At 63.9% G+C, this 26,888-nt stretch carries 33 protein-coding genes; 14 read left to right on the forward strand and 19 right to left on the reverse strand.

Annotated elements, in window-relative coordinates; translation table 11 throughout:
* Window positions 1-122 precede the first annotated feature (122 nt).
* The gene (locus tag ACYQ3J_RS04675) at window positions 123-722 is read left to right on the forward strand and encodes a hypothetical protein (protein ID WP_460125296.1); all 600 of its coding nucleotides are present in this window, start codon (window positions 123-125) and stop codon (window positions 720-722) included.
* Here the strand turns inward: ACYQ3J_RS04675 and ACYQ3J_RS04680 are convergent.
* Genes ACYQ3J_RS04680 through ACYQ3J_RS04690 form a run of 3 tightly spaced genes read right to left on the reverse strand, consistent with a single transcriptional unit; the run spans window position 675 to window position 4,820 of the window.
* Window positions 675-2,510 carry a nickel-dependent hydrogenase large subunit gene (locus tag ACYQ3J_RS04680; protein WP_460125298.1) on the reverse strand — a complete coding sequence of 612 codons (1,836 nt, stop codon included), beginning with the start codon at window positions 2,508-2,510 and terminating at the stop codon, window positions 675-677. The genes ACYQ3J_RS04675 and ACYQ3J_RS04680 overlap by 48 nt on opposite strands.
* A 12-nt stretch (window positions 2,511-2,522) precedes the next feature.
* The gene (locus ACYQ3J_RS04685; RefSeq protein ID WP_460125301.1) at window positions 2,523-3,539 is read right to left on the reverse strand and encodes a cytochrome b/b6 domain-containing protein; all 1,017 of its coding nucleotides are present in this window, start codon (window positions 3,537-3,539) and stop codon (window positions 2,523-2,525) included.
* Window positions 3,540-3,542: 3 nt separating this feature from the next.
* Window positions 3,543-4,820 carry an NADH-quinone oxidoreductase subunit B family protein gene (locus tag ACYQ3J_RS04690; protein ID WP_460125304.1) on the reverse strand — a complete coding sequence of 426 codons (1,278 nt, stop codon included), beginning with the start codon at window positions 4,818-4,820 and terminating at the stop codon, window positions 3,543-3,545.
* Between the two features lie 296 nt (window positions 4,821-5,116).
* On the opposite strand from ACYQ3J_RS04690, the gene ACYQ3J_RS04695 reads away from it, so the two are divergent.
* Entirely contained in the window at window positions 5,117-5,524 is a 408-nt protein-coding gene (locus ACYQ3J_RS04695; RefSeq protein ID WP_460125307.1) for a hypothetical protein, read from the forward strand.
* Here ACYQ3J_RS04695 and ACYQ3J_RS04700 read toward each other — a convergent pair.
* From ACYQ3J_RS04700 to ACYQ3J_RS04725, 6 genes are all read right to left on the reverse strand, one after another.
* Window positions 5,428-5,991 carry a hydrogenase maturation protease gene (locus ACYQ3J_RS04700; RefSeq protein ID WP_460125310.1) on the reverse strand — a complete coding sequence of 188 codons (564 nt, stop codon included), beginning with the start codon at window positions 5,989-5,991 and terminating at the stop codon, window positions 5,428-5,430. The two genes, ACYQ3J_RS04695 and ACYQ3J_RS04700, sit on opposite strands and share 97 nt — an antisense overlap.
* 113 nt (window positions 5,992-6,104) lie before the next feature.
* Window positions 6,105-6,467, reverse strand: coding sequence for a hypothetical protein (locus tag ACYQ3J_RS04705; protein ID WP_460125313.1), 363 nt, complete (start codon window positions 6,465-6,467; stop codon window positions 6,105-6,107).
* 493 nt (window positions 6,468-6,960) lie between these two features.
* Window positions 6,961-7,290 carry a hypothetical protein gene (locus tag ACYQ3J_RS04710; protein WP_460125316.1) on the reverse strand — a complete coding sequence of 110 codons (330 nt, stop codon included), beginning with the start codon at window positions 7,288-7,290 and terminating at the stop codon, window positions 6,961-6,963.
* A gap of 106 nt (window positions 7,291-7,396) precedes the next feature.
* Window positions 7,397-8,005 carry a M50 family metallopeptidase gene (locus ACYQ3J_RS04715; RefSeq protein ID WP_460125318.1) on the reverse strand — a complete coding sequence of 203 codons (609 nt, stop codon included), beginning with the start codon at window positions 8,003-8,005 and terminating at the stop codon, window positions 7,397-7,399.
* Window positions 8,002-8,229 carry a hypothetical protein gene (locus tag ACYQ3J_RS04720; protein WP_460125321.1) on the reverse strand — a complete coding sequence of 76 codons (228 nt, stop codon included), beginning with the start codon at window positions 8,227-8,229 and terminating at the stop codon, window positions 8,002-8,004. The genes ACYQ3J_RS04715 and ACYQ3J_RS04720 overlap by 4 nt, the downstream gene beginning before the upstream one ends.
* Window positions 8,226-8,987 (reverse strand): sulfite exporter TauE/SafE family protein, encoded by a 762-nt coding sequence (locus tag ACYQ3J_RS04725; RefSeq protein WP_460125324.1) that lies wholly within the window; start codon window positions 8,985-8,987, stop codon window positions 8,226-8,228. The genes ACYQ3J_RS04720 and ACYQ3J_RS04725 overlap by 4 nt, the downstream gene beginning before the upstream one ends.
* 150 nt (window positions 8,988-9,137) lie before the next feature.
* On the opposite strand from ACYQ3J_RS04725, the gene ACYQ3J_RS04730 reads away from it, so the two are divergent.
* Window positions 9,138-9,665 carry a nicotinamide-nucleotide adenylyltransferase gene (locus ACYQ3J_RS04730; RefSeq protein WP_460125327.1) on the forward strand — a complete coding sequence of 176 codons (528 nt, stop codon included), beginning with the start codon at window positions 9,138-9,140 and terminating at the stop codon, window positions 9,663-9,665.
* Here the strand turns inward: ACYQ3J_RS04730 and prf1 are convergent.
* Window positions 9,655-10,776 carry a peptide chain release factor aRF-1 gene (gene prf1 / locus ACYQ3J_RS04735; RefSeq protein ID WP_460125330.1) on the reverse strand — a complete coding sequence of 374 codons (1,122 nt, stop codon included), beginning with the start codon at window positions 10,774-10,776 and terminating at the stop codon, window positions 9,655-9,657. The two genes, ACYQ3J_RS04730 and prf1, sit on opposite strands and share 11 nt — an antisense overlap.
* 106 nt (window positions 10,777-10,882) lie before the next feature.
* Between prf1 and ACYQ3J_RS04740 the strand changes: the two genes are divergently transcribed.
* On the forward strand, window positions 10,883-11,530 hold the full coding sequence (locus tag ACYQ3J_RS04740; protein ID WP_460126224.1) for an L-threonylcarbamoyladenylate synthase: 648 nt from the start codon (window positions 10,883-10,885) through the stop codon (window positions 11,528-11,530).
* Window positions 11,531-11,537: 7 nt separating this feature from the next.
* Here the strand turns inward: ACYQ3J_RS04740 and argF are convergent, their stop codons facing one another.
* The gene (gene argF, locus ACYQ3J_RS04745) at window positions 11,538-12,494 is read right to left on the reverse strand and encodes an ornithine carbamoyltransferase (protein ID WP_460125333.1); all 957 of its coding nucleotides are present in this window, start codon (window positions 12,492-12,494) and stop codon (window positions 11,538-11,540) included.
* A gap of 94 nt (window positions 12,495-12,588) precedes the next feature.
* Between argF and ACYQ3J_RS04750 the strand changes: the two genes are divergently transcribed.
* The 7 genes from ACYQ3J_RS04750 to ACYQ3J_RS04780 all read left to right on the forward strand — a co-directional run bounded on the left by ACYQ3J_RS04750 (window position 12,589) and on the right by ACYQ3J_RS04780 (window position 17,358).
* Entirely contained in the window at window positions 12,589-12,894 is a 306-nt protein-coding gene (locus ACYQ3J_RS04750; RefSeq protein ID WP_460125335.1) for a hypothetical protein, read from the forward strand.
* Window positions 12,821-13,495, forward strand: a complete 675-nt coding sequence (locus ACYQ3J_RS04755; RefSeq protein ID WP_460125338.1) for a hypothetical protein — start codon at window positions 12,821-12,823, stop codon at window positions 13,493-13,495. Before ACYQ3J_RS04750 ends, ACYQ3J_RS04755 begins: the two co-directional genes overlap by 74 nt.
* A 67-nt stretch (window positions 13,496-13,562) precedes the next feature.
* The gene (locus ACYQ3J_RS04760; RefSeq protein ID WP_460125341.1) at window positions 13,563-14,306 is read left to right on the forward strand and encodes a replication initiator protein WhiP; all 744 of its coding nucleotides are present in this window, start codon (window positions 13,563-13,565) and stop codon (window positions 14,304-14,306) included.
* Window positions 14,307-14,585: 279 nt separating this feature from the next.
* Entirely contained in the window at window positions 14,586-14,846 is a 261-nt protein-coding gene (locus tag ACYQ3J_RS04765; protein ID WP_460125344.1) for a biotin/lipoyl-containing protein, read from the forward strand.
* Entirely contained in the window at window positions 14,843-15,742 is a 900-nt protein-coding gene (gene lipA / locus ACYQ3J_RS04770) for a lipoyl synthase (protein ID WP_460125347.1), read from the forward strand. Before ACYQ3J_RS04765 ends, lipA begins: the two co-directional genes overlap by 4 nt.
* Window positions 15,714-16,517 carry a lipoate--protein ligase family protein gene (locus tag ACYQ3J_RS04775; protein ID WP_460125350.1) on the forward strand — a complete coding sequence of 268 codons (804 nt, stop codon included), beginning with the start codon at window positions 15,714-15,716 and terminating at the stop codon, window positions 16,515-16,517. Before lipA ends, ACYQ3J_RS04775 begins: the two co-directional genes overlap by 29 nt.
* Before the next feature lie 37 nt (window positions 16,518-16,554).
* A complete protein-coding gene (locus ACYQ3J_RS04780) occupies window positions 16,555-17,358 on the forward strand; it encodes a lipoate--protein ligase family protein (protein ID WP_460126226.1) in 804 nt (267 codons plus the stop codon).
* Here the strand turns inward: ACYQ3J_RS04780 and ACYQ3J_RS04785 are convergent.
* From ACYQ3J_RS04785 to ACYQ3J_RS04815, 7 genes are read right to left on the reverse strand one after another with little or no spacing between them, the layout of a single operon-like run.
* Entirely contained in the window at window positions 17,355-18,590 is a 1,236-nt protein-coding gene (locus tag ACYQ3J_RS04785; protein ID WP_460125352.1) for an Nre family DNA repair protein, read from the reverse strand. The genes ACYQ3J_RS04780 and ACYQ3J_RS04785 overlap by 4 nt on opposite strands.
* 38 nt (window positions 18,591-18,628) lie before the next feature.
* Window positions 18,629-19,111, reverse strand: a complete 483-nt coding sequence (locus tag ACYQ3J_RS04790; RefSeq protein ID WP_460125354.1) for a RecB-family nuclease — start codon at window positions 19,109-19,111, stop codon at window positions 18,629-18,631.
* Window positions 19,071-20,093, reverse strand: a complete 1,023-nt coding sequence (locus tag ACYQ3J_RS04795; RefSeq protein WP_460125357.1) for a DNA cytosine methyltransferase — start codon at window positions 20,091-20,093, stop codon at window positions 19,071-19,073. The genes ACYQ3J_RS04790 and ACYQ3J_RS04795 overlap by 41 nt, the downstream gene beginning before the upstream one ends.
* Complete coding sequence (locus ACYQ3J_RS04800; protein ID WP_460125360.1) at window positions 20,068-20,661, reverse strand: transcription initiation factor IIE subunit alpha; 594 nt, start codon at window positions 20,659-20,661, stop codon at window positions 20,068-20,070. Before ACYQ3J_RS04800 ends, ACYQ3J_RS04795 begins: the two co-directional genes overlap by 26 nt.
* A complete protein-coding gene (locus tag ACYQ3J_RS04805; protein ID WP_460125363.1) occupies window positions 20,661-21,209 on the reverse strand; it encodes a tRNA (cytidine(56)-2'-O)-methyltransferase in 549 nt (182 codons plus the stop codon). Before ACYQ3J_RS04805 ends, ACYQ3J_RS04800 begins: the two co-directional genes overlap by 1 nt.
* Window positions 21,139-22,275: a GTPase HflX gene (hflX, locus tag ACYQ3J_RS04810; protein ID WP_460125366.1), complete on the reverse strand. Its 1,137-nt coding sequence runs from the start codon at window positions 22,273-22,275 to the stop codon at window positions 21,139-21,141. Before hflX ends, ACYQ3J_RS04805 begins: the two co-directional genes overlap by 71 nt.
* A gap of 1 nt (window position 22,276) precedes the next feature.
* Window positions 22,277-22,807: a multiprotein bridging factor aMBF1 gene (locus tag ACYQ3J_RS04815; protein ID WP_460125369.1), complete on the reverse strand. Its 531-nt coding sequence runs from the start codon at window positions 22,805-22,807 to the stop codon at window positions 22,277-22,279.
* Window positions 22,808-22,915: 108 nt separating this feature from the next.
* Between ACYQ3J_RS04815 and ACYQ3J_RS04820 the strand changes: the two genes are divergently transcribed.
* The 3 genes from ACYQ3J_RS04820 to ACYQ3J_RS04830 are packed head-to-tail and all read left to right on the forward strand — an operon-like array spanning window position 22,916 to window position 25,383.
* The gene (locus ACYQ3J_RS04820; RefSeq protein WP_460126228.1) at window positions 22,916-24,133 is read left to right on the forward strand and encodes a proteasome-activating nucleotidase; all 1,218 of its coding nucleotides are present in this window, start codon (window positions 22,916-22,918) and stop codon (window positions 24,131-24,133) included.
* A 46-nt stretch (window positions 24,134-24,179) separates the two neighbouring features.
* A complete protein-coding gene (locus ACYQ3J_RS04825; RefSeq protein ID WP_460125372.1) occupies window positions 24,180-24,668 on the forward strand; it encodes a PUA domain-containing protein in 489 nt (162 codons plus the stop codon).
* A complete protein-coding gene (locus ACYQ3J_RS04830) occupies window positions 24,652-25,383 on the forward strand; it encodes a proteasome assembly chaperone family protein (protein ID WP_460125375.1) in 732 nt (243 codons plus the stop codon). Before ACYQ3J_RS04825 ends, ACYQ3J_RS04830 begins: the two co-directional genes overlap by 17 nt.
* A gap of 14 nt (window positions 25,384-25,397) precedes the next feature.
* Here the strand turns inward: ACYQ3J_RS04830 and tgtA are convergent, their stop codons facing one another.
* The gene (gene tgtA, locus ACYQ3J_RS04835; protein WP_460125378.1) at window positions 25,398-26,879 is read right to left on the reverse strand and encodes a tRNA guanosine(15) transglycosylase TgtA; all 1,482 of its coding nucleotides are present in this window, start codon (window positions 26,877-26,879) and stop codon (window positions 25,398-25,400) included.
* Between the last annotated feature and the right edge of the window lie 9 nt (window positions 26,880-26,888).

Here is a 26,888-nt window from a genome sequence, read left to right on the forward strand (position 1 = left end):
GCCATCCGAGTAAGGTTAATGCACGCCCCCGGATTGGGCTCAGGCGTTTTTAGCTATTTATAACGCGGGCACTGCTAGTGAAGAACTGTAAAGCCGTAGGGGCGCCGGCGAGGGTAGGACCGATGAAAATGCATGAGGTCATTCGTGAAGTATTCAGGGAGGCCGCGAGGTCTGGCGCGCCTCTATACGTCACGCGTATAGGCGGCAACTACGTGGAGATTGAGACTCCACACGGTAAATTCGTCTACATCATAAGGGTTTTGAAGGACATAGAGGACGATGGAGTCAGGTACCTTGCTCTCGGGGTAGACTACGGCTTCGGGGAGGTGGTTCTCGCTAAACTAGGCAGGCAGGGGGAGGTCGAGGAGGAATACCCTTGGATGGCGCCAATAGCTGTCGCCCTCAACATGGCGGCTTTTAGAAACTACGAGGCCGACGTGTGGTCTAAGAGGATTCGCTGGATGGTCGAAGACGAGTTCAGGGTCGTTGAGGATGAGGGAGATCTGCAGGTTATAGAGCACACCGAGCAACCCTGCATGGCTGTGAGGCTGAGGGGGGAGCGCCTCTACATTGGATGGTACCAGAAGCTACTGGGTCGAGTGGAGTGCAGTAAAGAATGGATCGCCAAATGGTTTAAGGTAGAGGAGGAAAAAATGGAGGAGGCGTGCGAGCTATTAAGGCGTGTAGGTGTGAGGCACAAGGATCTTCTTAATGGTCTTTAGCAGCTTGTTGCTCCCGTTTCTTACCTCGAAGTGTGCGGCGCAGGCTATGCAGGGATCGAAGCTCCTGATCGCCCTCACGAAGTCTAGGCCCGCCCAGTCCTCCGGCGGCACCTCTTCGGTCACGTAGCTGTTGACGATGCTCTGCTCGAACGGGCTCCTGCCGTACTTGTCGAAGGGGCTCACGTTGCCGGTTGTCGGCGCGTGGATCTGAACGTTCAGCACCTTGCCGCCCTTCTGGACCATCCAGTGTCTGACAGTACCCCTAGGCGCCTCAGTGAAGCCTACTCCGCGGGTTATCCTGTTGGGCGTCTTCCAGGGCCTGCTGGTCTCCGTGTTCCCAGCCTTTACGAGATCCAGCGCCTTGTAGAGGTTGGTCCAGGCGGCGTGGATGTCCATTAGCAGGTTGTAGGCCCTCGCCCACAGCCTGTAGATGGTCGTGCTCCTCCTCGGCACCCTCCACTCGATCGTCATCTCGTCGCAGACGCTCGCCGGTAGCTCGTCGGCGCACGCCCTGGGCAGGGTTACTCTTAGTACCCCGTTCCCTGAGCCGTACTCGCTCGGCTGCATTGACGTGACTAGGAGCCTAGAGTAGGGGCCTACCTCGAACGGCGTGATGGTTCCATCCTTCCACACGAGTCTTACGTGCGTCGCCCACGTGTACTTTGAGGCCCAGTCGCGCGCTTGAGGCTTGGGTATCGTTATCTTGTTCCACGGGTGGTAGGCTGGATCGTACTTGCCCCAGAGTAGCTTGTTGCCGGCGGGATCCTCCTCTGTGTAGAACTCTAAGCTTTTAATCTTGTCAGCCCAGTCCTCGTAGAACGCCTTCTCCACGTGCTCCATTATGCTGGCCTGTATCTCAGTGTACTTAGTAGTGACGAGCTCGCCCTTCAGCACAATGCCCGGCTTGACCATCCTCTTACTGGCGGCCTCATCCATGTTCTTGTAGAAGTCCTCCGGCTCAGCATAGTCTCCGATGCTGCTGTAGGTGTCCGGATCCTCGAATATGCCAGAGGATATAGCTATCGGCGGGTCATAGGTCAGCCCGTTGTCCGCGTAGCCCAGGCTCTCGTAGAAAGAGAGGAGGTCATGCCAGACGTAGTAGTTGAACTTGGCCCAAGCAGTTAGCTTGACTAGCCTGTACATGTAGCCCGTTAGCAGGTACTGCGGCATGGTTAGGTCGGTCGAGATCCCTCCGGGTATGAGCGTGGAGGGGTGGCTGTGCCTGCCGTAGATGAGGACGCCCGCCTCCCTCGCCAGCCTCTGGAACTTGACGGCGTACTGCCACATCTTACCTGAAATCGGGTTCAGGGCAGTCATGATGTCGGATATCTTGGTGAACCCGTGGATGTCCCTGTGCTCCGCTAGAGTCCTCTGCGCCTCCTGCCACACGCTGGGCGTCAGCTTCGACACTATGGCCTCGCTGAAGTCAGGGCCCTCCAGCATGTTCAGGATTATCGTGTGGTCATACGTGTGGTCAGTCATGGCGAAGGCCAGGTTCCTCAGCACCACGCCCATGGGCTTCGGGGAGACGCCGTAGACCATGTCGGCGGCTATCACGTCGGCGTTGGCGTGGCTGGCACCACAGACGCCGCAGATCCTGCTCGTTATGTGAGGCAGGTCCTCGGGGGGCCTTCCTATGCTGAATACCTCGAAGCCCCTGAACATCGTTGCGAAGCTCCTCACGCTGTCGGGTATGGGCCTCCTTGCCTCGGTGTCCACTACTACCCTCAGGCCTAGGTGGCCCTCGATACGGGTTATGGGATCTATAACCATCTCACGCGTGGGCACGTCCCATCACCCCTAACCCTTAACTACCCCCTTCTTAACAAGCCTCTCATACCACCTGGGATACTCCTCCTTCACTCTCTTCAGAGGCATCTTCCCGGTAATAAAGCTCGGCTCGATGGGGAACACCTCGGGCCTTAGGTGAGTGTAGCCCATGTGCACTATTAGCAGGTAGATGGTAGCCACCACGGCCTCCTTGACGTGCGTCACCCAGAATATGCCATCGAGGACCTTGGGGCCGTAGAGGGCCATGATGGCGCCGGGTATTCCAAGCACTATCATACCCCAGTATACGCCCCAGTACTCGAACTCCTCCTCCGGTCCGTACTTGTCGGCGGGCCCAGGCTTGATTCTAGGCGTCAAGAGCCACAGGTAGGCCTTGATGTAGTTCAAGATGTCGGTCTTGGTGAATAGCTTCAGCAGGGGGAACCTATCCATGATCTTCTCCCCCCTAGCCTTAGCAACTATAGCCTCGGCCGTGTAGTATATGATGTGTATTATCGCCAGGGCACCCATGATTACGCCGCTTATCACGTGTATCTTAACGAACAGATCCCTGTTTGTATAGAAGAACTTCCAGTAGGGGTTGTTGCCGAAGTACATCACGAAGCCTGTGAATATACACGTCGCCATGGTGATGAAGACTATGAAGTGCTGAACCCTCTCCCAGACTCCAAACCTCACAACCCATACGTCCTGCTTGCCCTCCCTCTTATAGTATTCTTTCCACTTCCTTATCTCCCTGTAGGAGACCGCGAAGTTCCCTAGAGTCCACCAGGTCCCGGCGGTTGCCTCGAACACGATCAGTATGTTGAATACTTGCTCTAGGAAGTCGCGCCACCAAAGGGTCTCCGTTAGGCGCGGGTGGAGCAGCAGGTGAATTAGCTTGGAGAAGCCACCGTGAATCAGCGGCTCTAGTGCTACCACGTACACTAGAACCCAGCTTACACCGACTATGAGCGCCAGTATTATTGCGTCAATGATTATTAAAGCCTTCAGCTTCCTGGAGGAGATTACCTTTAGCTCGCCCATGCCTCACCCCTCCTTCTCACCCTCACTCTTCTTGCCGCGCATGGCGCCCCAGACTCCAGCTATGACGCCAGCTGCGGCGGTGGCTGCCGCCGCTGCCTTCACGTACTTGTTGAACTCCTGCTTGGACGCGCCGACGTAGGGTAGCTTCTCGTAGAAGCCCTCGAAGTAGTCAGTGAAGCCTGGCTCGGTGCAGCCTATGCAGACTCCTCCAGTCCTCGTCGGGCCGCCGACGCCGTTGACCCAGCCTACCTTGTTCCACGGGCAGTGGCTTATCGGACCCTTACAACCGACGCCGTAGAGGCACTGCGCCGTCGGCTCGCCTGGGTACTTCCTGAAGTCTCCGGCCGCGTAGAACGCTGCCCTCGGGCATTGCTCGTGAACCGTGTTGCCGAAGATGAACTTGGGCCTCCAGAACTCGTCCAGGTCGGGGAGCGGTAGGAGGCCTAGGGCCCAGAGCACGACGTTCGCTATCACCCTCAGCTGCCCGTTACCGTTGGCGGGACAGCCGGGCACCGCTATCGCAGGCCTGCAGTTGGGGTCGCCCGCATTCACGGGGGTGCACTCCTTGTAGACGAACCTCCTGAACGGCTCCGCCTCCGGGATCAGGTCGACGAGGCCCTTGTGGCCCCTCCTCGGGTCGGGGAAGAAGCCCACAGCACCCGTCGGGCTCCTGCTCCAACCATTCTTAGCCCAATCCTTGTACTCCGTGAAGCCCATCTTGTCGAATAGCTCCTCGTCGACCACCCTGTTGGCTATGAGGCCCCCGTAGCATGCACAGTTCCCTACCGCGATGACCGCGACAGCCCTCTTAAGCAGCCTCCTCATCCACTCCAGACACGTTACCGGCTTACCATTCTCATCCCCAACGTAGCAGAAGAGGTCGCTGCCAGGCGGGCCGCCGGCCTTCTCATCTATGGGCACGCTACCCTCCAGCACCAGCACGAATGGGTCGTACTCGCCCTCTACGGCCTTCCTCAGTATTTCGAGGGCTGACTCGCCCCACTCAGGCATCACGGTTTCGTGGAAGATAAGCCTCACCTTGCCGGGCGGGACTATGTGGCTGCTCCCCCCGAGGACCTCGATGAGGTCGGGCTCCGTGGCCTGAATGATAGCCGTCGTGTTCCCAGCGCAGTCCTGGGCCTCGAACCACACCACGTTTATTGCGCCCGACTGGACGGCGGCGACGGCCTTCTTGATAACTCTGTCCCAGTTTAGTGTAGCCGCTAAACCACTGAAGCCGGCCAGTTTCAGGAAGTCCCTCCTCGACAGTCTTAGCGCCACTGAGCAGACACCCCCGAAGAGCTAGGCCCTGTTCTCCTCACGAATCCCTCTTGATATACCGTTTTAATAATTAAAACCTTCTATGGACAAGTGTATGTACATGCGGCTGGCTCTCACTCTTGTTAGTCAAGGACAACCATTTCTAATTAGAATTTTCCAAAGCCATAATACATGCTCTGTTAAATATTTTAACATCGTTTAAAAAAGTTAATTTAATAATTTTAATGGTTCAAATTGACTTCATATCCTTATATCCCGCTGCCTTAGGGCGTGCCTTGGAACCGGGCGGGTCTGCTTTGCCGACTGATATCGAGGTTAAGGTGGATTACCTTCTAAACCACAAGGATGGTAGGAAGATTCTTGACGGCGCCTTGAGCTACTTGATGCCCCTGATATCTGACCTCTCCGAGAGGAGGCTAACTCTAGGCTTCACCCCACTGTTCCTGGTTATGGTTATGAGCGGCGAGTACGCTGCTGAGAGGCTCAGCGGCTCGGAGCCTCAAGCCGCCTACGAGGCCGTGCTGAGGAGTCTTAGAGAGGTTTGCGACGTCGCCTCCAGGCTTCTCCGCGAGAACTGGGAGAACGGCTCCCTCGAGGAGTTATACCGTCAATCCCTTGAGTCCATATCGAGTGGTAGCAGCGGGTCGGAGCAGGGGCCTTCGAGGAATGACCGTACACAGCCCTCGTCAACCTCTAGCTCGTAGCCGTGGCTCTTTGCCACTCTCACTAGGAGGCGCAGTGCTTCAAGGGCCTTGGAGACGGCATCCCTGCTTAACCCGCTGCCGAAGGATGGGGCCAGCGGGCCTATGTCGAGCATGTAAACCTCCTGGTCCCTCCCTAGCGCGCCGGCTGCCCTCGCTAGCGCTAGAAGGTTAAGAGCCGAAATACCATGGCCCGCGCTTGACATTGCTAAGTCCATTAACTCGTCCGGCAGCGCCCTGTCAAGGTCTACCTTGTAAAGCCTTGTTTCCCCATCCACCGCTGCGTCCAGGAGTATGATCACGTCGGCACCCTCCATTAGGGCCACGTCGCCGTGGCTGGGAAGGTCCAAGGAGACTATGCTCAGCTTCTCCCCGTCGTACCTGGAGCACCTCTTAAGCGCGGCCGCCAGGCAGGGGCCTACACCGTCGTCGCCGTATATCCTGTTCCCTATCCCTATAATCCTAAGCAAGCGAAGGCACCCCCTCGAAGGCCGCACCACGCCTAGCCCCTGGACGGCGGGTGCGTGTTGAACCCGCGGCGCAGCCGGGTCAATTAAAGGGCTCGCCAGCTAGGCGGCGATGGCTACTGGCCGCTGCCTGTGGAGCCCGTGGAGCCGGCTGTTTCATCCTCTAACCTCTTCCCGCCGGCGCTGCCCCCGCCTTTCCTGCCTTCAATGAACTCCCTCAGGAACTCCTCGACACTACCCTCGAAGCCCGTTAGCTGCCTTATCTTCTCCTCCAACACGCGGGGGTCGTTCTCAGCGTTAAACTTGAACGTGTACAGCTCCCTCAAGAGGTTTTCGTTGAAGGCCTGCTCCAAGGGCTCTGTCACAGGCTTAAACACAGCCGCCTCAACACTGCTCAGGGCCTCCTCTAGAGCGCCTGCAACATCCTTTAGGGCCTTAAACACTTCAGCCAGCTCCCTAGCCACGCGCCTTCTAGGCATGCACAGACACCGCAGTCTAGCTTAGCATGCCCGCCGGTAGCTAAAAACAAAAGCTCCCCACGGGAAATACCCGCAAAAACCCCACCAGGCATGTGGAGAAGTGTTTAGGTCGACACCCGGAATCGGGCGCTACCCCAGGCGCCAGGAACGCTCATAGAGGCACTCGCCGGGCCTAGGCGGTTGTGGAGAGCCCTGCGAATGGGGTGGATGAGGTAAACGATAATATCGAAGGTGGGTGTTACGCCACCAGCTTCACGCCCGCTAGCACCGGCCGGGATCCCGCCGCCTCTAACCAGGTCACGAGGGCATTAGCGGCGCAGCGAGGCTGGTAAGTGGAGGCCATAGCAGCTAGCACAGCTTAGATAATCGTTGGCTTAAAGAGGAAGATGTTTGTCTTCTGAATCCCACGCCAAGGGCTCTATTACCACTCAAACCCGGGGGTTTACGAAGACCTTGAGGAGTCCTTAGACGTTTACACACAGCGTCTTGGGTGTTACGCGTTGAAGTCTATCAGGAACGCCTGGTTTACAACGTCTTGGAAGTCGTTGGGGAGCACCTTCCTGCGCTCGGTGTAGTACTTGTACATCTTCTCGAGGAACTTGATGAAGACTGGGCAGTTCTCGAACTTGCCGTCCTTGTCGCACTTGCCCTGCCTCCCCTCGACGGTGACCATTAGTAGGCACTGGCGGGTCTTCTTGTCGTAGTATGGGCACAGCTTGTGGTACCTCCTAGCGCTCTTCATCATCTTCTGGATCCACCGCTTCTCGGGCGTAGCCTCCTCCTCAGGCTCCTCGTTAACCCTATGCTTCTCCCTTGAGGCCACGGCCGCTGCACCCCTGTAGCCTATTTCATTCCACGGTTGAGGCGGAATATTTTTAATTTCACAACAGGTAATTGCGGGCTCCTCCCGAGCGCCCTGGCTTCAAGCCTTAGGTGGATGCTATGTATGCTGCGAGCGCGAGGGCCATTAGTACCGCCCAGAGCATAGCGTCGCGTTTCGCGATCTTCGCCCCGTCTAGCGGCGGCAGTGGTAGCAGGTTGAACGCTGCCAGGTAGGCGTTGACCGCTGCGATGCCCCTCAGGTACCAGGCCCAGGTGTGGGCCGGGCCTGCGAGGGATAGTAGTAGTGAGAGGAGTGCGAGGGCGATGTTAGCCGCGGGCCCTGCCGCCGCGCTGTAAAGGATCCCCTCCTGGCTCAGTGGGCCCCAGCCAGCGATCCTCACGTAGCCGGGCGCCAGTATCTTGATAGGGAGCGCGGCGGATGCGAGCGTCACTATGAGCCCCGTCGTGGAGGCCGCGAACTCGGACCAGGCGCCGTAGCGCCTGGCGACCTGCCTGTGGGCGAGCTCGTGGATTGTGAAGCCGAGGAGGATCCCGGCGAATACGGGGCTCGTGTAGAACGAGGGGGAGAGAACCCTGGCCCCGCCGAGGGCCACGGATAGGGCTGCAATGGCTAGGATCCACGAGGCGGGCTCGCCCACCTCCCCGCTCCAGGGCCCCGGCCTGAGGGTGGATCCCCTCCCACGCCACCGCCTCAATGTAGCAACACCTTCAACCTGTAGAGCCACAGTGCTAGCAAGATAAAGCCGAGTGGAAGGTATCGCCTCGAGTGCTCGAGGCCGGCGGCTATTAGGGCCACGACCGGGGCGGCTCCGAGTAGGGCCATCGCCTCGAGCCCCTCACGCGCTCCACGGAGGCTGGCGAGGACGGCGGCTAAGGCGGTCGCCACTACGTAAGCCTGCACAACGCGGTCCAGCCTCAAGCCGTGACCCCCAGGGCCTTAAGCATTAGCACGCCGGAGACTATTAACAGGATTACTGCCAGCAGCACGGCGAGATGCCTCGCCGGGATGCGGGGCATGAATATCGACCCCGTGTAGGACCCGGCCGAGGCGGCTAGCGCTACGAGGGGCGCGTACCACAAGCCCTCGAGCTGGGGGAGCCTGACCGAGAGCGCCGCCGAGGAGGCTACTGCGGTGACGAAGCTGTTCGAGGCCACGGCAACCCTTATCGGCAGGCCCTCGACGAAGAGGAGGAGCGGCGCGACAACCGAGCCTCCCCCTATGCCGAGTAGGCCTGGGATCACGCCCCTCACTATGCTAATGCTCAGGGAGACTAGCGGCCTGAACGGCGCCTCCCTCCGGGCCCCCTCTTCCTCCCTAAAGCCCAGCATGTGCAGCGAGGAGTAGAAGAGTATCACCGATAGGACTGCTGCTAGGAAGCGCTCCCCCGCGCGGCTCGCAGCGGCCCCTCCCAGGACCCCGCCTATAATCGCCCCCAGCGCGTAGATGGGTGTTCTAACGTTGTCCACGAACCTGTAGACGAGGTACCTGGCCGACGCGACCGTAGTAATGGAGACCATGGATAGCAGGCTCACGGCGCCAGCCACCTTTAGCGGGAGCCCGAGGACCAGGGAGAGGTACGGCACCAGTATGACGCCCCCGCCAATGCCCGTCAGCGCCGCTACGACCCCGGTGCCGTAGGCCCCGACTATTGCTAGGATGGCTCCAACAACGTTCACCGGGCTCGTCACCCTACCCCGCGACAGCGCTGCTACGCGGGCTCCGGGCCGGGGCTTTTAGCGGGTTTCCAAGTATAGCCTGCAGGCGGCTACGGTTAAGGGTAAGGCCATTATAGCACGTGCCCCCGCCAGGCCCTCCGAGGGGCTGAGGTGCCGGGGCGCGCCCTCCTATACGGGCGGTTCCAGCCGTTCCACAGGGGCCACGTGGCCATAGCCCTCTGGGCGTTCAGGGAGGCCGGGTTCGACGAGCTAGTCTTCCTCGTCGGCATGGCTTCGGAGAGCTACACGAGGAGGAACCCCTTCACCGCGGGGGAGAGGATTGAGATGATAAGGCTCTCGATGAGGGACGCCGGGATCCCGCTCGACAGGGTTATCACCGCCACCATACCGACGCTCGAGACTAGCATAGGGCTCGCCGGCTACGTGCTCTCCTACGTCCCCCGCGTCGACGCCCTCATCACGGGGAACACCATCCTGGCCAGGATTTTCCGGGACCACGGGTTGAGGGTCCTCACTCCCCCCGCGTTCAGGAGGGGCGAGTGGAACGGCGGCCGGGTAAGGAGGCTCCTAGCCCTCGGGGATCCCGCGTGGCGGGAGGCGGTGACCCCCTCGGTCGCCGAGTACCTGGAGTCCATAGGGGCTCCGGGGAGGCTCAGGGACCTCTACTCTAGCGACTAGGCTTGAACCTGAGGATCCCGGCGAGGCCGTCGAAGGTCGTCTTGAACCACTCCGCCTCAGGGAGGCTCTCGGGTATAACCACTACGTCGGCCCCCATGGACTCGGCGAGGGACTTCCACTCCTCCAGGTCCTCCCTCGACTCGTGGATGAGGAGGGTCTTCACCGCGCCCATCTCCAGGGCGGCCTTCACCTCCCTCGGCCCGTAGACAACCATGCCTGTGTCGCGGGCGAGGTGCTTCTTGAACTCCTCCAGGGTGTTGGCGGCCTCCCTGTAGAGCTGCGTCTGGATGACCCCTTCAGCCTTCATCACCGCCTCCTTGAGGCCCTGGATGCCCTGGTATGAAACGTCGACCGTCTGCGGAGCCACGATCCGCTTAAGCCTGTAGTCCATGTAGTCCCCCTTGAGGAACTCCTGCTTAGCGTAGCCGGGCCCGGCGACGAGTATGCCCTTCAGCACGCCCTTCTCGAGGAGGGGGAGGAGGTGCCTGTTGGCGTGCTCCCCCACCCTCTTGAAGAACTCCTCCACGAGCTGCTCTATGATCCTGTCGAACCTCCTCTGGCTCTGCCCTCCCATCTTGTGCTTGCCCGGCACGTAGCCGTCCAGCTCCTCGAGCACCTCCAGCTTCGCCCCCTTGAGGAGCCCTATCGTGGCCTGGTCCCTCTCAACGATCAGGATTCCGAGGGCCTCCCTCTCCTCGACCATGTCCTCGAGCCACTCGGTGTGGAAGAACTTGTCCGTCCTGTAGTAGAACACGGGCACCTTCTCGGGCGGGGAGAAGACTAGGCAGATGAAGTCCCCCGTCTCCATGTCCTCCCCGCAGAACACGACCAACCCGTTCGGGGGCACCTTCTGGATCATCGAGAGCCTGTCCATCGCCGCCGAGAGGGCCCTCTGGACTGCCCGCCTGGTCTTCTTCAGCTTAATGTTATCCGAAATCGAGTGCTCCTGCCTCAGCAGCTGCATGACGTCGCTTATCGGCCTCCCCGGGGGGATGTAGAGGGAGAGCAGCACCGTCGCCGGGGCCTTCCACTTCTTCAGCTCCTTCAGTATCATCGCTAGCTCTCTCCGCGTGACTGTCAGCTTCTCCTCCAAAGCCCTGACGTCGACCATAACTGAGCCCCCCGGCTCTGCCAGGGTTTAATTAAAGCCGGCTAACCCAACCCCTAAAAGTATACACGGCCGCCTCGCCTGGCAGGGGGTCAGCCACTTGGCTGAGGTGCTTGAGGCCAGCTACTCTTGCCCCTCCAACGACGTTATCGAGGCTGTTGTGAGCGTTGTCAAGTCGGGGGGCGTGGCCGTCATACCGACGGACACGGTCTACGGCCTCGTGGCGGATCCCTTTAACCCGGACGCTGTTGAGAGGGTGTACGAGGTCAAGGAGAGGAGTCGGGACAACCCCGTCCCCCTCCTCGCCGGGGAGAGCCACCACGTCCTCCTGGTGGCGGAGTGGGATCCCAGGCTGTGGGAGCTCGCCCACGCCTTCTGGCCCGGCCCCCTGACCGTGGTCCTCAGGCCCCGCGGCGACGCCCCGGAGTACCTGAAGGCTTGGGGGCAGGTTGGCGTGAGGCTCCCCAACTGCCCGATCTGCAGGGAGGTCGCCCGCCGGGTGGGCGGGCTGATAATAGGGACGAGCGCCAACATCTCGGGCAGGCCGTCGCCCGTCACGGCGCAGGAGGCGATGTTCCAGCTCGGCGACAGGGTCGACCTCTACGTCGACGCTGGCCCGGCGCCCCTCGGCAGGTCCTCGACGGTGGTCGACCTGCGCGGCCCCGAGGCCAGGCTGATCAGGGAGGGCCCCATCCCCTGGAGCCTGGTCCTCAGGGCGCTCAGCCAGAGGAGGATCACGCCCCCAGGGGCCCCCTGAGGGCCGGCTAGGGTGCGAGGAGCGCCAGGATCGCCTTCTGCGTGTGGAGCCTGTTCTCAGCCTGGTCCCACACCACGCTCCTTGGCCCCTCCAGAACCTCCTCTGTGACCTCCTCCCCCCTCACGGCGGGGAGGCAGTGCATGAAGATGGCTTTATCGCCCGCCGCATCCATAAGCCTCTCGTTCACCTGGTAGGGGCGCAGGATCCTCCTCTTCTCCTCGGCCACGTCCTCCTGGCCCATGCTGACCCAGACGTCGGTGTAGACCACGTCGGCCCCCCTAACGGCCTCGAAGGGGTCCTCGGTGACCTCCACCGAGCCCCCCGTCTCCCTCGCCCACTCGATGGCGTGCCTCAGGATGTCCTCCCGGGGCCTCAGCTGGCGCGGCGTTGCGACGGCCACGTGCATCCCGAGCTTCGCCCCGGCGACTATGAGGCTGTGGAACACGTTGTCTCCCCCGTCCCCGACGAGGGCAATCTTCACCCCCCCGAGCCTACCCGTCCTCTCGAGTATCGTCAGCATGTCGGAGAGCGCCTGGACCGGGTGGGAGAGGTCGCTGAGGGCGTTTATGACCGGGACGTCAGCGTACCTGGCCAGCTCCTCGAGCTCCCAGTGCCTCCTCACCCTCGCCACTATGACGTCGACGTACCTGGAGAGCACCCGCGCGGTGTCCTTCAACGGCTCCCCCCGGGCGAGCTGGAGCTGGTCCCAGCCCAGGTAGAGGCTCTGCGCGCCCAGCTGGTAGGCCGCGACCTCGAAGCTCACCCTCGTCCGGGTGCTGTGCTTCTCGAAGACCAGGGCCACGCTCCTGCCCCTCAGCACAGGTATAACCCTCTCCCCCGCGTAGAACCTCTCCTTCATCATCCTGGCGGCCTCGACGATCGCCCTTATCTCCCAGGGCGCGTAGTCCGTGAGGCAGAGGAGGTCCCTACCCTTCAAGGAGTAGAGCGTCAACCCGCCACCCACCCGGGCGCGTGGCCTGGAGGGCCGAGCGGTATTTACCCTCCCACGCCGCCACCCACCCGCCCCTGGGGGATCCCTCCCCCCGAGGTGCACGGCGTTGCAGGCTTCGAGGTGGTCGAGGCTCAGGGATAGGGCTGTGAAGGCCGCGCTGCTCAGGCAGCTCAGGGAGTCCGGCTTGGAGCCGAGGGAGGTGGCGGAGTGGCTCTGGGAGGACTACGGGATCAGGGCGCGGCCCAGGTGGGGGGAGCTGGAGAGGGCTATACTCAGGAGCGACGAGGTCACCCCCCAGGACTTGGCGGTTCTACTCATGGACGCGGGAGTGGAGCCCGATGAGGGGGCGTGGAGCGTGGAGCCGAGGCCAGCCCCCCTGCGGGGAGCTAGAGGAGCTGGAGAGGGCGACTAACCCGGGCCCCGGGGGGTCGGCTGGCTTCACGCTCTTCCACGTGCTAGCCGCGCTGAGGGAGGCCTCCGCGAGGCCCGTGGGGCGGCCCTACCTGGAGCGGAGCCTGGGCCTGGGGGAGGCTTCGGCTAGGAGCCTTCTCAGGAGGCTTAGGAGCCTGGGCCTGCTGGAGCCTGCGGGGAGGCAGGGGCACAGGGCCACCCCGCGGGGCGAGAGGCTGGCCGGGATCCTGGGGTTGATAGGGGAGGCGCCGCTAGCCGGGGCGAGCGGGATCCCGTGGAGGCCCGCGGTCCTCCTCGCCACGCCCGCGCTCGAGCCCCCCAGGAGCCTCGTGGACGTCTACAGGGTGAGGGACTACCTCGTGGAGGAGGGCTGCAGGGAGGCGGTCATCGCCGGCTACACCCGGGGCTCCCTTGAGCTGCCCGGGATCCCGTGGGGCGACAGGCTAGCCGGCGAGATCCGCGGCGCCGTGGAGGGGCTCGCCCGCTCCCTAGGCGGCCCCCCAGCCATGCTCCTGCTCATAGTCCCCGCCCGGTGCAGGCCCCAAGCCTACAACGCCATCCTCAAAGCCCTCATAGACAGGTGCAGGGGATCCTCCAGCTAGCACCCCGCTATTACCCTGCTGCCCCCCTGAACTTGCCTGTAGCCGTAATTATTGTGAAGGGGCAGCTGTGGATGAGCGCGAGTACTGGGAGCTGGCGAGGGAGCTCGCAGAGGAGAGGCTGGAGAGGAGGCCGAGGCAGGGGCCGAGGAGCAGGCTGGTCGACGCGATAATGGTCCTCCTCCTCTCCAAGCCCATGAGGGCCGCTGAGATAGCCGCAGTCTTCGGCCTGGAGAGCAAGTACGTCTCGAGTTACCTCTCCTACTGGAAGGCGAGGGGCTACGTCGGCTACGAGGCTGGCCTCTGGTACCTCACCCCGAAGGGGGAGGAGTACGCCTACTCCGTCGTGCAGAGGGCTAAGAGGGCGGTTGACAGCGAGCTCGAGGCGCTAGCCCGTAGCCTGGCCAGTGAACACGTTAAACCGGCAATAAACCACAAGAGGCCAAGGGCCAGGAGCGGGCTGGCGGGCGGTTTCCAGTCATTCATTGCCAGCCAAACCAGTCTAGCCGGCAATAAACGACAAGACAGGGCCTCCACAGTCGTCTGCGCCCTAGAGGCCCTCCGAGGCGAGCTGAGCGACGACGAGTTCGAAGTCGTGAACGCGCTGCTCTCCCACTACGCCAGGTGGGGGAGCACCTACCTCTACATAGACCAGCTCCAGGAGCGCTTACAGGCAGACTACTCCTGGCTCATGAAGGCCGCCAGGAAGCTGCAGGCGAAGAACCTCGTATACATCTACACCGACCCAAGGCTCGGCCTAAGGATAGGGCTGAGCAGGAGGCTGAAGGAGATACTCAAGAACTGCAGCGGGTAACCCCCAGGGCCTGGGGCAGCTGCTTCTACCCCTACAATCACCCCGTACTATTGCACCGAGCCCCGCCCGGGTCGCTGGGGGCTGGCTGGGGCCGCGTAATACCCGTTTGGCTAATGTGAGGGTATTACTTGACAAGACACACCCGCTCCCGGGAGCCCCGGGGCGCGTGGGCGGCTTCTTGCGGTAGGAGTTGTCGTTACGCATAAGGGGCGCCCCCCGGGGCGGGTGTGGGTGGTATCTGCTGGAGGCGTTGAACCCGCGCTTCGAGGGGTGGGCTTGGTGGGTAGGGTTGTCGAGGTCCGGGTGCCAGGTGACCTGTGGCCTAGCCGGAGCGACTGGCGGGGGAGGGTTGTGGCCGTCCACTGCTCCCCGGGATCCCGGGTCTCCGAGGGGGATCCCCTGGCGGAGGTTGAGATTGAGAAGGCTGTGCTCGTCGTCGAGTCCCCCGCCTCCGGGGTCGTCGTGGAGGTGGGCGTGGCGCCGGGGGACGAGGTGGGCCCCGGCGACGTTATCGCCCGACTAGAGGTGCCCGAGCAGTGAGCCAGGCGGGGGCGGGGAAGGCGAGGCTGAGGATCCGCCTCACCCCGGGGTTCACTCAGGTCAGGGAGGTGCTCGCCAGGCACCGGGTCGCCACAGTGTGCGAGGAGTCGCTCTGCCCCAACATCCTCGAGTGCTGGGGGTCCGGCACTGCTACGTTCATGATAATGGGGAGGGTGTGCACTAGGGGCTGCAGGTTCTGCTACGTCCGGAAGGGGAGGCCCGAGCCCCTGGACCCCACCGAGCCCGTGAGGGTGGCGAGGGCTGCGAGGGAGATGGGGCTCAGGTACGTGGTGATCACCTCGGTCACGAGGGACGACCTCCCCGACGGGGGCGCGGGCCACTACGCCGAGACTATTAGGGCGGTTAAGCGGGAGATCCCCGGGGCGGTGGTCGAGGCGCTCATCCCCGACTTCGGCGGCTCCAGGGAGGCGCTGAGGACGGTCGTCGAGGCGGGAGTGGACGTGCTGGCGCATAACGTTGAGACGGTTAGGAGGCTCACCCCCCACGTGAGGGATCCCAGGGCGTCCTACGAGAGGAGCCTGTGGGTGCTGAGGGAGGCGAAGCGCCTCAACCCCCGGCTGGTGACGAAGTCCTCCATACTCCTAGGCTTCGGGGAGACGGTGGAGGAGGTCCTGGAGGCTATGAGGGACCTGAGGGAGGCGGGCGTGGACATACTGGTGCTCTCCCAGTACATGAGGCCGAGTAGGAGGCAGCTCCCCGTCGCCAAGTACTACACGATGGAGGAGTTCAGGGAGCTCGAGAGGGAGGCGTACAGGATGGGCTTCGCCTACGTCCTCGCCCACCCGCTCGCTAGGACCTCGTATAAAGCCCGGGAGGCGTACGAGGCCGCCTTGAGGGCGCTGGGCGGTGGCGGGAAGACTCAGGGTGATAGTTGACGGGCCCAGGGATCCCAGGCTCAACATGGCGATCGACGAGGCCCTAGCCAGGGCGAGGGCCAGGGTGGGGGTGGACACGCTCAGGATCTACACGTGGAGCCCGACGGGCGTGACGGTGGGGAGGAGGCAGTCGCTCCAGGAGGCCCTCAGGCTAGGCGTGGTCGCTAGGAGGGGCTACGTGGCCGTCCGAAGGCCCACCGGGGGCGCGGCGCTCCTCCACGACTCCCGGTGGGAGGTGACCTACAGCGTAATTCTCTCCGCCAGCCACCCCCTAGCCTCCCTCAGCGTCCCCGAGTCAGCCGCCGCCATAGCCGAGGGGGTGGCGGAGGCTGTGAGGATCCTCGGCCTCCCCGCCAGGGTGAGGGGATCCCCGGCCCCAAGCGGCTCCAACACCAGCAGCCTCTGCCTCGAGATCCCCGGCTCGAGCGACGTGCTAGTCGGGGGCAGGAAGGTCTCGGGGAGCGCCCAGGCCAGGATGGCGGGGTCCCTCCTCCAGCACGGCACTCTAATGCTCCGCCTCGACCCGCGCGACTGGGCCGCCGTGATCAGGGGGGCGACGCCCGAGGCGGTCTCGAGGGTTGCAGCGGGCCTGGCGGAGTACGGCGTGGCCCCCGGGATCCCGGAGGCGGTGGAGGCCCTGGTGCAGGGGTTCGAGAGGGCGCTCGACGCGAGGGCGGAGCCGGGATCCCTCACTGGGGAGGAGGTGGCGCTCGCAGTCAAGCTCTACGAGTCGAAGTACTCAACCACAGCCTGGTCCCACCCGCCCCGAGGCTAGCCCCTACACCACCGGGGGACCCGCGGGCTTGGCGGGCGTGCTGGTCCTCGTGGAGAGGGGCGGGTCGCCCCACTTCAACCTGGCGGTGGAGGAGGCCCTCCTCGGCGCAGTCGCCTCGGAGGGGATCCCGGTGGTGAGGGTCTGGGTGAACCCCGCCTCCGTCGTCATCGGCTACAGCCTGGAGCCCTGCGAGGAGGTTGACTGCGAAGAGGCGGGGAGGCTCGGGGTCCCGGTGGTGAGGCGCGTAAGCGGCGGGGGGGCGGTGTACCACGACCCGGGTAACGTTAACGTCTCACTCTTCATCCCGGGGAGGCTGGGCGTGGAGCGCCTCTACCGCCTCGGGACGGGGGTGGTGATCGGGGCCCTAGCCAGGCTCGGCCTGGAGGCTCACGTGGAGAACGTTAACGACGTCGTGGTTGGGGAGTGGAAGGTCTCGGGCTCCGCGGCCGCGGTGAGAGCCGGGGCCTCACTGTTCCACGCAACCCTCCTAGTCGAGGCGGACATGGAGGCGCTTAGGAGGCTCGTCAAGCCCAGGCTCGACAGGGTCGCCCGGGGGGAGGTGACGCCGGCTAAGTACAACCCGGCCAACGTAGCCCGACTAGCCCCAGGCGTGACGCTCCGGGACGCCGTCGAGGCCCTCATCGACTCGGCGCTAGAGGCCCTGGGCGCCCGGGATCCCCGACGGTGCCCCGGGGAGCCAGGGATCCTTGCTGGGGCCAGGCGGGCCGCCGCCAGGCTCTACCGGGTGAAGTACTCGACCCCCCACTGGGCCCCCGTGGGGCGGGCTTGGCTGGAGGAGGGCAGGCTGGAGGCCTGCATGGAGGCCGGGATCCCGGGCTAGCCCATGTAGTCGGTTATCCTGGCCTGCCTCACCCCCCTAAGCAGGGGGCTCGCGGCCGCGACCCTCGCCGGGTCGACCTCGAGCCTGGAGAGGGCGTAGGCGACCGCCTCCTCCAGGCTCCCGAAGCGGGCGGGGGGCCGGGTGAGGGCGGCCTTCACGGTCTCCCTTATGTGCCAGTTCCCGACGGGGGCGTAGTAGGAGGGGGTGATCTCCCTGATTATCACCACGTCTGCCCTCCTCCCCCTCCTGGCGAGAGCCTCGAGCACCGCGGTCCTCGCGGCGGAGAAGCCTCCGTCCACCGCCGACGCCTCCCCAAGGGCGTTCTCCGACACCCTCCAGACCGTGGGCTCCCTCGCCGTCCTCGTCCAGAGCCCCCTGGGGTGCCAGGCCTCGACCCACTCGAACGCCCCGGGGCCTGGGTGGAGTATGATTGTGAACCTGTTCCCGAGGTAGGAGGCGGTGTAGACCTCTACCCCGTCCAGCCACGGCTTGTCCCTCAGCCTCCGCCTCAGGATCCCGGCCAGCATGTCGTCCACCGCGGTTATCGCCCACCTCGTCGGCACGAGCCTGCGCCTCCGCAGGGATCCCAGCGCGCCGAGGCTGAGCGCCCTCTGGATGGTGTAGACGTCGACGCCGGCGTCGTAGAGCTCCTCCACCGCCTCCATGGCCCTCGCGTCGTCCCAGATCACGGACTCCAGCCTGGAGTGGAGGCTGGGGGAGCCGGTGACCCTCACCCTCTCCGCCGGGGCGGTGGGGCCGACGGGCTTGGTTACGCCGTCGAACCTCAGCCTCGGGATGGGGGGCTTGGAGAGGCTGGCCTCCGAGTCGACGGGCCTCGAGGAGAGGGCCGCGGGGGTGAGCTCGAGCTCGTAGAGCCGCCAGGGGTCCCGGACGGGGGCCTCGACCGCGGCCGTGGGCGTGGAGGCCCTCAGCTCCACTATCCTCCCCAGCGGCTCCCGCCTCGCAGCCCACTCGGCGGGGGCCTCCCTGTACGCCGCCTCCCCGGGATCCCGGGTGGGGGGTATTGCGTAGTACACCCTCACCCTGGGGTAGCCGTGCTCCCCCACCACTACGCCGGGCGGGGTGAGGCCCGAGAGGCTCCTACCCGGGATCCTCGCCGCGGCAGCCACCTGGGCCTGGAACCTCTCCATGATGGGGCAGCGTGGGAGGCCGCAGAGCCTCTTGTAGCCCTTGCACCTAACGCAGAGCGAGGGAGGGATCCCGCTGGGCACCCCTCAACTACCTGGAGCCCCCTGGGCCCCGGGGGCCTTTAAGGGTTCGAGGCCCCGGCTCCCCGGGCGGCCCTGAGGATGGGGTAGAGGGTTAGCGCAGCCTCCGCCGGTGCGCCGAGGCGGCGGTCGACCCCCTCGATGTACACCGGCTCGCCCAGCGCCGCCTCCTGGGCGGTGAAGTCGGGGTCCCCGCCGTTGAACGCTACGAGCACGACGCCCTCCAGCCTCGGCGGGTTCGCCGGGTCGATCCTCGCCCTGGCGTGCTCGAGGGTGACGACTAGCACCCTGTCCGGCCTCACGAGTTCCACGGCGTCCTTGAGGTCTGGGAGGATGAAGAAGCTCCTGTCGAGCTTGTAGGCCAGCCTCCCCACCTCCGCCAGCCCGTGCTGCGCCGCCGCCCCGTAGGCCTTCGTTACCACCAGCTCCCCCAGCCCCAGGGAGTAGACGAGCCTGGCGGTGTCCACCAGCCTCTGGATGCTGCTAACGTTGTGGAGCACCGGGACCAGCCTCAGGCCTGGCACTCGCCTCAACCCCCTCCTCCAGCGCCCTCGCCACCTCCCCAGCTATAGCTTTGGCGAGCGGCGGGGGGACGGCTTCCCCCACCTGGTCGTACTGCGCGTCCCTGCTGCCGAGGAAGACGTGGTAGTCGGGGAACCCCATGAGCCTCGCCTGCTCCCTCACGGTGAGGAGCCTGTCCTCGTAGGGGTGGATGAACCTGCTGCTCCCCATGACGGTCGGGGCGTGCCTGTGGGGGTGGAGGCGTATGTAGTTCGGGATCCTCCTGCCCCCTGCCCCCTGGTAGTGGATGAGCGCCTCCCCCCACCTCAGCCTCGCGAGCCTCGCCTGGTGCCTCCTCCCCACCGTCTGCGGGTACTCGTGGTTCGGGGGCCAGGGGGATCCCACCGGGGGGAGGCCCTGGAGGGCCTCCTCGACCGTTGGCCCCCTCCTCTTGGGGGGCGAGAGCTTGAGGTTGGAGACGAACACCCTCGTCCTCCTGCTGGGCGTCCCGTGCTCCTCCGCGTTGAGGACGTTGAAGTACACCCTCCGGTACCCGACCCTCGCCAGCTCCCTCCTGATGGCCGAGGTGATGGGAGGCTCCAGGACGCCGGGGACGTTCTCTATCACGAAAACGCGGGGCCTGAGCTCTCCTATCAGCCTGATGGCGTGGAGGAAGAGCTGCCCAGCCGGGTCGGTGTAGAGCCTGTCCAGGGGGTCGCGCATCCTCCCCGGGTTCGCCCCGGTGAAGGGCTCGCAGGGCGGGCTGGCGATGACAACGTCAACCTCCCCCGGCGAGAGGCCGGTGAGGCTCCTCACCAGGCCCCCGGTGACCTCCTTGACGTCGTCCGCAACCACGACTGCGTGGGGGAAGTTGGCCTTGTAGGTCCTGGCGGCCGGGGGGTAGTTGTCGACCGCTAGCACGACCCTGAACCCGGCCTCCTCGAAGCCCCTGCCGAAGCCGCCGCCCCCGGAGAAGAGGTCAATGACTAAATATCTCCTCCTCATCCCTCTTAATCTCCTCCTCAAGCCTCCTGACTATAGACCTCAGCGTCTCGATTATCTTCCTGTTGTCGAACTCGACGAGGAGCGAGCCGCAGCGCGGGCAGGTGAAGTCGTACTCGAACGCCTCGTTGAAGCTGTACCTTATCCCGCAGCGGGGGCAGATGAAGAACTCGTTCGACTCCTCGTACTTGAGCCTCGCCTTGAGCTTCCCCAGCACGCTCCTCTTTATCTGGTAGAGGGCTATGTTCACCCTGTCAGCGTCGAGGCTCCAGTAGTACCTGGTGGCCTTGGTCTCCGGGTGCCGCCCCCTCCTGTAGCTCGCCAGCTGGAGGTCGTGGAGGAGGCGGAGAGCCCTCCTTATCACCCCCTGCCTGTGGCCGGTTATCCTCTCCAGGTCCTCGTCGCTGAGCCCCTTCCCGCTCGTGTCGCTCATAAGAGCCTTCACGACGTCCGCTACGACCTGGGGGTCTATGTTGTTAGAGGCGCCCGCCCTCTTGAGGAGCTCTATGAATGCCTCTACCTTGGGGTCCACAATCTGACCGTTTACCTTGGCGTGCTTCTCGCTCGCCACTACCTGACCACCTTCTTGCCGCGGGGCTGTGGTATGATCCGTAGCTTCGCCCCCTCAAAGTGCTGGTATAGCTCCCTGCCCTTAAATAGCCTGTCGAGGAAAACGGCTAGGGCGGCCACCTCGGAGTGGGGCTGGTTCCCCACAGCCACGTTGTAGTCGGCCTCCTCGTAGTAGAAGCGCTCCACCTTCTCCGCGCCGACCACGACCAGCTTGGGCTTGGGGGAGGAGGCTATGGCGCCTATGACCTCATCCACGGGGAGACCGTACATGGTTAGGTGCACGACCTCGCCGCCGGCCCGCTTCCACTCCCTAACGTAGCTCCTCCCGCTCACGCCGCACTCGTAGTGCATCCTCCCGCCCCAGCGGTCGAGGACCTTGAGCAGGCTCCCCTCCACAGCCTCGTCGCAGACGCCCTCCAGGATTAACCCGTTCGCCCCGAACGCCCTGGCTACTAGGGCCACGTGGGTGGTGACCCGCTTATCCCTCCCAGGCCTGTGCCCCAGTCTTAGCACGTACACCCTCCCGTAGAGGGCCTCCGCCAGCCCCACCGGTCACACCCAGGGCCCTAGCCAGCTCCTCGAGGAGAAGGTCAATATTCACGCCCCTCCTAGCCGAGATCGGGACCACGCTGCCATCCGCGTGCTCAGCCGCCACCTCCTCGGCGACCCTCAGCGACTCCGCTAGGAGCGGCGTTGAAGCGTCTATCTTGTTTGCAGCCACTATCACGGGCATCCCGACCGCCCCGATCCTAGCGAGGGTCTCGAAGCCAGACAGCATCTTCTCCCTCACCCTCGACGGCTCCTCGCTCACGTCTACGACGAATACGACCGCGTCGGAGTAGGCGATCTCCTCGAGGGTGCTGTAGAACGCCTCGATCACCTCCGGGGGGACCCTCCTGATGAAGCCTACCGTGTCGGACACGACCACCCTCTCGCCCTTGAGCGTTATCGAGGCGTGCTTCGGGTGCAGGGTGGTGAAGTACTCCGGGCCCACGGGCTTGGAGAGGCCCGTGAGCCGGTTGAAGAGCGTGGTCTTACCCGCGCTCGCGTACCCCACTATCGAGACGTGCTTCAGCCCAGCCGCCCTGCGGCTCTCCAGCCTAACCCGCCTTATCCTCCTCAGAGCCTCAAGCTCCCTCCTCAGCCTAGCGAGCCTGCTCGTCAGGTGCCTGTAGTAGGCGTCTATAGCGTAGCCTCCGGGGCCGAGGAAGCCGGGTAGCTCCCTCATCTTACTCCTCCTAATCCACTCCCTCACCAGGGGGATCTCGTGCCTGATCCTGGCCATCTCGATTTGGAGCTTCGCCTCCCTCGACCCGGCGTGGCGCGCGAATATCTCCAGGATCAGCTGGACCCTGTCGATGACGGGGGTCCTCGACTCCTTGACTAGCCTGAAGTACGTGGAGGGCTGGAGGTCGCCGTAGAAGATGATCTTGTCAGGCCTCTCCTCCAGGGCGTGCCTAGCTATCTCCTCGATGAGCCCCCTACCGAGCCTGTTGAGGTACCTCGTCTTCCATATCCTGGTTATCCTGTAGCCCGCGGTCTCGGCGAGTGCTATGGCCTCCTCGAGGTCGCCCTCGTCCCTCCTCGGGATTACTAGGTAGGCGGCCCCCGCCATGCTAGTCCTCGTCCCTCCTAACCACGACTACGTCGCCGAGGGTGGGGTAGAACTCCTCGGCGGAGGCCTCCTCCTCTTCCTCAACCCTCTCGACGAGCTTCACGCCCAGGAGGGACTCAATCCTGCGGGCAAGGTCTATGCTAGGCTTCACCCTCCCCTGCTCGATCTTCCTGAGAAGCGACTCGCTGATCCTGAGCCGCTGCGCTATGACCGCTCTGCTCCAGCCCCTCGTCGCCATGGCCCTCTCCACCGCCTCCCTCACCCTCTCAGCGTAGTCCTCCACTATCTCGTACTCGCCAATGCTAGGCCGCCTTGCCCTCGCCTCGACACGCCTAACCCGCTCCAGCGACTTCTCGAGGGACTCCTCCCTGCGCTTCGTGACGGGCTTCGCCCTCCCGCTCCTGTAGAGCTTGAGGTAGCAGCTCGCGCAGAGGACCATCTCAACCCCATCCACTATGGCGTAGTACGGCCTCCCAGCAATCGGGGCCCCGCACATCTCGCAGTACAGCTGCTGGCCCGAGCGGCGGGTCATACCATTCTAACCCCTACGCCTTGAGTTAAGAGTAGGGAATAGGAGCCTATAACCCCTACCTCCTTATTATGCCTAACGTGGGGCTAATTGAAGGCGGTGGGTAAGGCAATGTCGATAAGCAGCGCTAGACGCAGCGCTGGAGAGGTAGCGGAGCACGCCGACAGCGTTGAGAGGCTGAGGGAGGAGGTTAGGCTGCTGAGGGAGAGGGTGCGCTACCTGACGCAGGTCAAGGTGAACCTGGAGCGGGACCTGGACTATTACAAGAAGGAGGTTGCGAACCTCCTGTCGCCCCCGCTCATAGAGGCCACGGTGCTCGAGGTCCTCGACGACGGCCGGGCCGTGGTGAAGAGCACCACGGGGCCGAACCTCATAGTGAAGATCTCGAACTCCGTGGACCCCTCGCAGCTGCGCCCGGGCGTTACTGTGGCGCTGAACAGTAGGGGGTCGGCTATAGTCGAGGTGCTCCCCGGCCACTACGACCCCCTAGTCAAGGCTATGGAGGTCGTCGAGAAGCCTAACGTCACATTCAACGATATAGGGGGCCTCAAGGAGCAGATCAGGGAGGTCTACGAGGCCGTAGTCCTCCCCCTCAAGCACCCGGAGTTGTTCAGGGAGATAGGGGTCGAGCCCCCCAAGGGGGTGCTCCTCTACGGCCCGCCCGGCACCGGCAAGACTCTGCTGGCGAAGGCGGTGGCTAGGGAGTCGAACGCCACGTTCATAAGGGTCGTGGCCAGCGAGTTCGTGAACAAGTTCATAGGCGAGGGCGCCAGGCTCGTGCGGGAGGTCTTCAGGCTCGCCCGCCAGAAGGCGCCGGCGATAGTGTTCATAGACGAGATAGACGCCATCGGCGCTAGGAGGGTGGAGATGGGGACGAGCGGGGATAGGGAGGTGCAGAGAACGCTCGTCCAGCTACTAGCGGAGATCGACGGCTTCGACCCGCTGGACAACGTTAAAGTGATGGCAGCCACCAACAGGCTCGACCTCCTGGACCCCGCGCTGCTGAGGCCCGGCCGCTTCGACAGGCTGATCGAGGTCCCGCTCCCGGACGAGGAGGGTAGGTATGAGATACTCAGGATCCACACGAGGAGGATGAAGCTGGACGAGGACGTCGACCTGAGGGCGCTGGCGAGGATGACCGAGGGCTTCAGCGGCGCCGAGATCAAGTTCATCGTGACGGAGGCCGGGTACAACGCCATCAGGAGGGGGGCTAGGAGGGTTTCGATGCAGGACTTCCTGGCCGCCCTGGAGAAGGCCAAGTCCAGGCCTACCACCTACCCGAAGGCCCTGGGTAGGTCTAGGGGCTCCTCGGTGGTAACGCTAATATAGCCCTCCCTCCTAGCCCTCCCCCCGGCCACTCGAGGTCGAGGATGGCTTGCCCGTCAAGCCTGCCACCCGCTCCGTGCTACGCGTGATCAGGGGCCTGCTCTCCTACCAGTTCACCCCTAGAGTGGCTGAAGCGCTGACAACGCCCGAGGAGGAGGTCTCCGTCGAGTACTCATCGACGGGCCGGGTGAGGTTCGTCAGGCTGCAGGGTGAGAGGATCCTCACGAGGAGGGCGGGGGACGGGCTCTTCTCGCTCTCACTCAAAGCCGCCTCGGTGGTTCTCGGCGTGGAGCCTCCCCCCAGGTTCAGGGTGGCGGTTAGGGAGCCGGAGTACGTCTCAGGCGGCGTCCTGGCGGTTAACGTTGACTGGATCGACGGCTTCCTGAGGCCTGGGGATGAAGTGATAATAGTGGACTCCGAGGACAGGCTCCTGGGCGTGGGCAGGCTCAGGGTGCCCCCCAGCATGCTCGCCGGGCTGGAGAGGGGCGAGGTGGTCAGGGTTAGGAGAGTGGTGGGGCGGGGTGGAGTGGAGCCTTAAGCTGTGGGTCGCCCTGAAGCGGCTTGAGGGCTCGGTTCTAGTCACGGGCTTCCGCGGCTTCGGCATGGTAGGCTACATGGCCTCCAAGTACCTGGCCATGGGCCTCAGGGCTAGCAAGGTGGGCTTCATCTACTCGCCCTTCATGGAGCCGGTCCTACTAGTGGAGGACGACGGCATAGGCTTCCCCCACGACGTGTACTACTCCGAGAAGGGGGTTACGGTCATCGTTAACAGGGCGCTGCCGCCCGCGGAGGGCCAGGGTGACCTTGTGGAGCTGATAGCAGACCTAGCCGCGGAGGCCAGGGTGCGCCTCGCCATACTAATTGGCGGCCTCAGCAAGAGCTACATGCCGGAGGGCGAGGAGTACGGGTACAGGTGGCTCAAGAACAGCTACTACACGGGCCCAGACCTGGAGGCGCCCATGATACATAAGGGGCTGGGCGTCGTCGGGCCCTTGGCCCTGCTCTTCGCCAGCCTCGAGATGCGGGGGATCCCGGCGCTGATGATACTGCCCTACTCCTACGTGGAGGAGGCGGACTACGCCGCGGCGAAGACGGCGCTCCAGGTGGTCTCGAAGCTCCTCGGGGTCGAGATCGACCTGGGAAGCCTCGAGAGGCTCATAGACCAGCAGAGGGAGATGATTGAGAGGGTTAAGCAGCTCGTCGAAGCCGGCGAGGTTGAGAGGTCGAGGGGCGAGAAGGGGATATACATGTAGAGCACCCGCCGGCTCTAGTACTCCAGCCTGGTCTTGGGGGGCCTCCGCCTCGCCAGGAGAGCCGCGGCAGGGCCCTTCACGACGACCTCCTCAACGCCTAGCTTGAGCAGCTTGTGGATGAAGGCTATCAGGGCGTTCTCGAGGTGCCTCGCCGCCTCGAGCGTCGGGCCCCCGTGGTCCACGTGGATGCTCGGGTACACGCCGCACAGCTCCCAGGGCACCACTCCAATGAAGTAGTCGTAGTAGGCCCTGTACTCCCCCTCACCGGGGGGCGTGCAGGGCGAGTCCTTGGCTAGGGGCTCTAGGACCGCTCTCCTGGCGCCGTCCAGCGCCGGCTGGTACCGGGCGAGCACGCGCTCCTGGAAGCGGAGCAGGCGGGGGTTCCAGAGGCTCTCGCCCCCGTAGGCCCTGACCCCCCTCACCTCCCCCTTGGCGGTGGGCGTGCCGGCCTCGAGGTACCTGTAGTACTTCCTGAACTTCGCGAGCGCGGCCCTCGCCGCCGGGTGCCGCCTAGCAGTCTCCTCGAGGAGCTCCCAGAGCCTGCCCTCCCTTATCGCCTGCTTTACTCTCCTCACCGTCTTCTGGATCACGTGGAGGTTGTGCAGTGCCAGGAGCCTCGTCCTCTCCCGCTTCGGCATCTCGGCCAGCTCGCGGGGCGTGTACCTGCTGCAGACTGGGCAGTTGCAGGGGAAGTAGTCGAGCTGCTCCAGCCTGTAGACGCCGTATTCGGTCATGTACCGGCCGTCCCTAGCGTAGATTATGTAGGAGGCGCTGTCGAACGTGTCGACGCCCAGCGCGACCGCGAAGGGTATTATGAGCGGGTGTCCCGCGCCGAAGAGGTGGACGGGCCTGCCTCCGGGCAGGATCCTCTTGGCGGTGTAGATTATCTCAACTATAACGTCGTACCTGTACTCCTCGAGGAAGACGGTGGGGCTCCCTATCCCGTACATCCTGTAGGGGAGCTTCACCGCCTCCCTGGCGCTCCTCTCCACGAGGTCGAGGTACTTGCCGCCCTGGATGGGCAGGATCCACACGGTCTCATCGCTCTCGGGGTCTATGGTGTTGAGCGCCGCCCTGGCCCTCCTCAGCGTCTCCTCAACGGTCTCGGCCGCCCTCTCCCTGGGAACGTTGCCTGTGGGCACGTCTAGTATGACGCCGATGTCGGTCTCAATCGCCTTCTGGTACTCCAGTATCTCGTCCTGCGTCACGTTGATGTCTCCGTACTCGAGTATCTGGTAAGCCCCCGAGTCAGTCATAACCACGCCGTCCCAGCCGAGGAAGTCGTGAACCTTAACCGGAGCCCCGCCTGTCCTCTTGTAGAGCAGGTAGGCGTTCGTGAGCACCTGGCTCAGCCCGGCGCTCCTCACCTCGGCCACGGGCAGCTCCTGCCGGACGGGGTCGATGACGGGGAAAAACGCGGGGGTCTCGATGACCCCGTGCCTTGTGTGGAGCCTCCCAATCCTCCCGGCTAGGTCGACGTCCTTGATCTCGAACAACGCGGAGCC

The organism is Stetteria hydrogenophila (assembly GCF_054657575.1).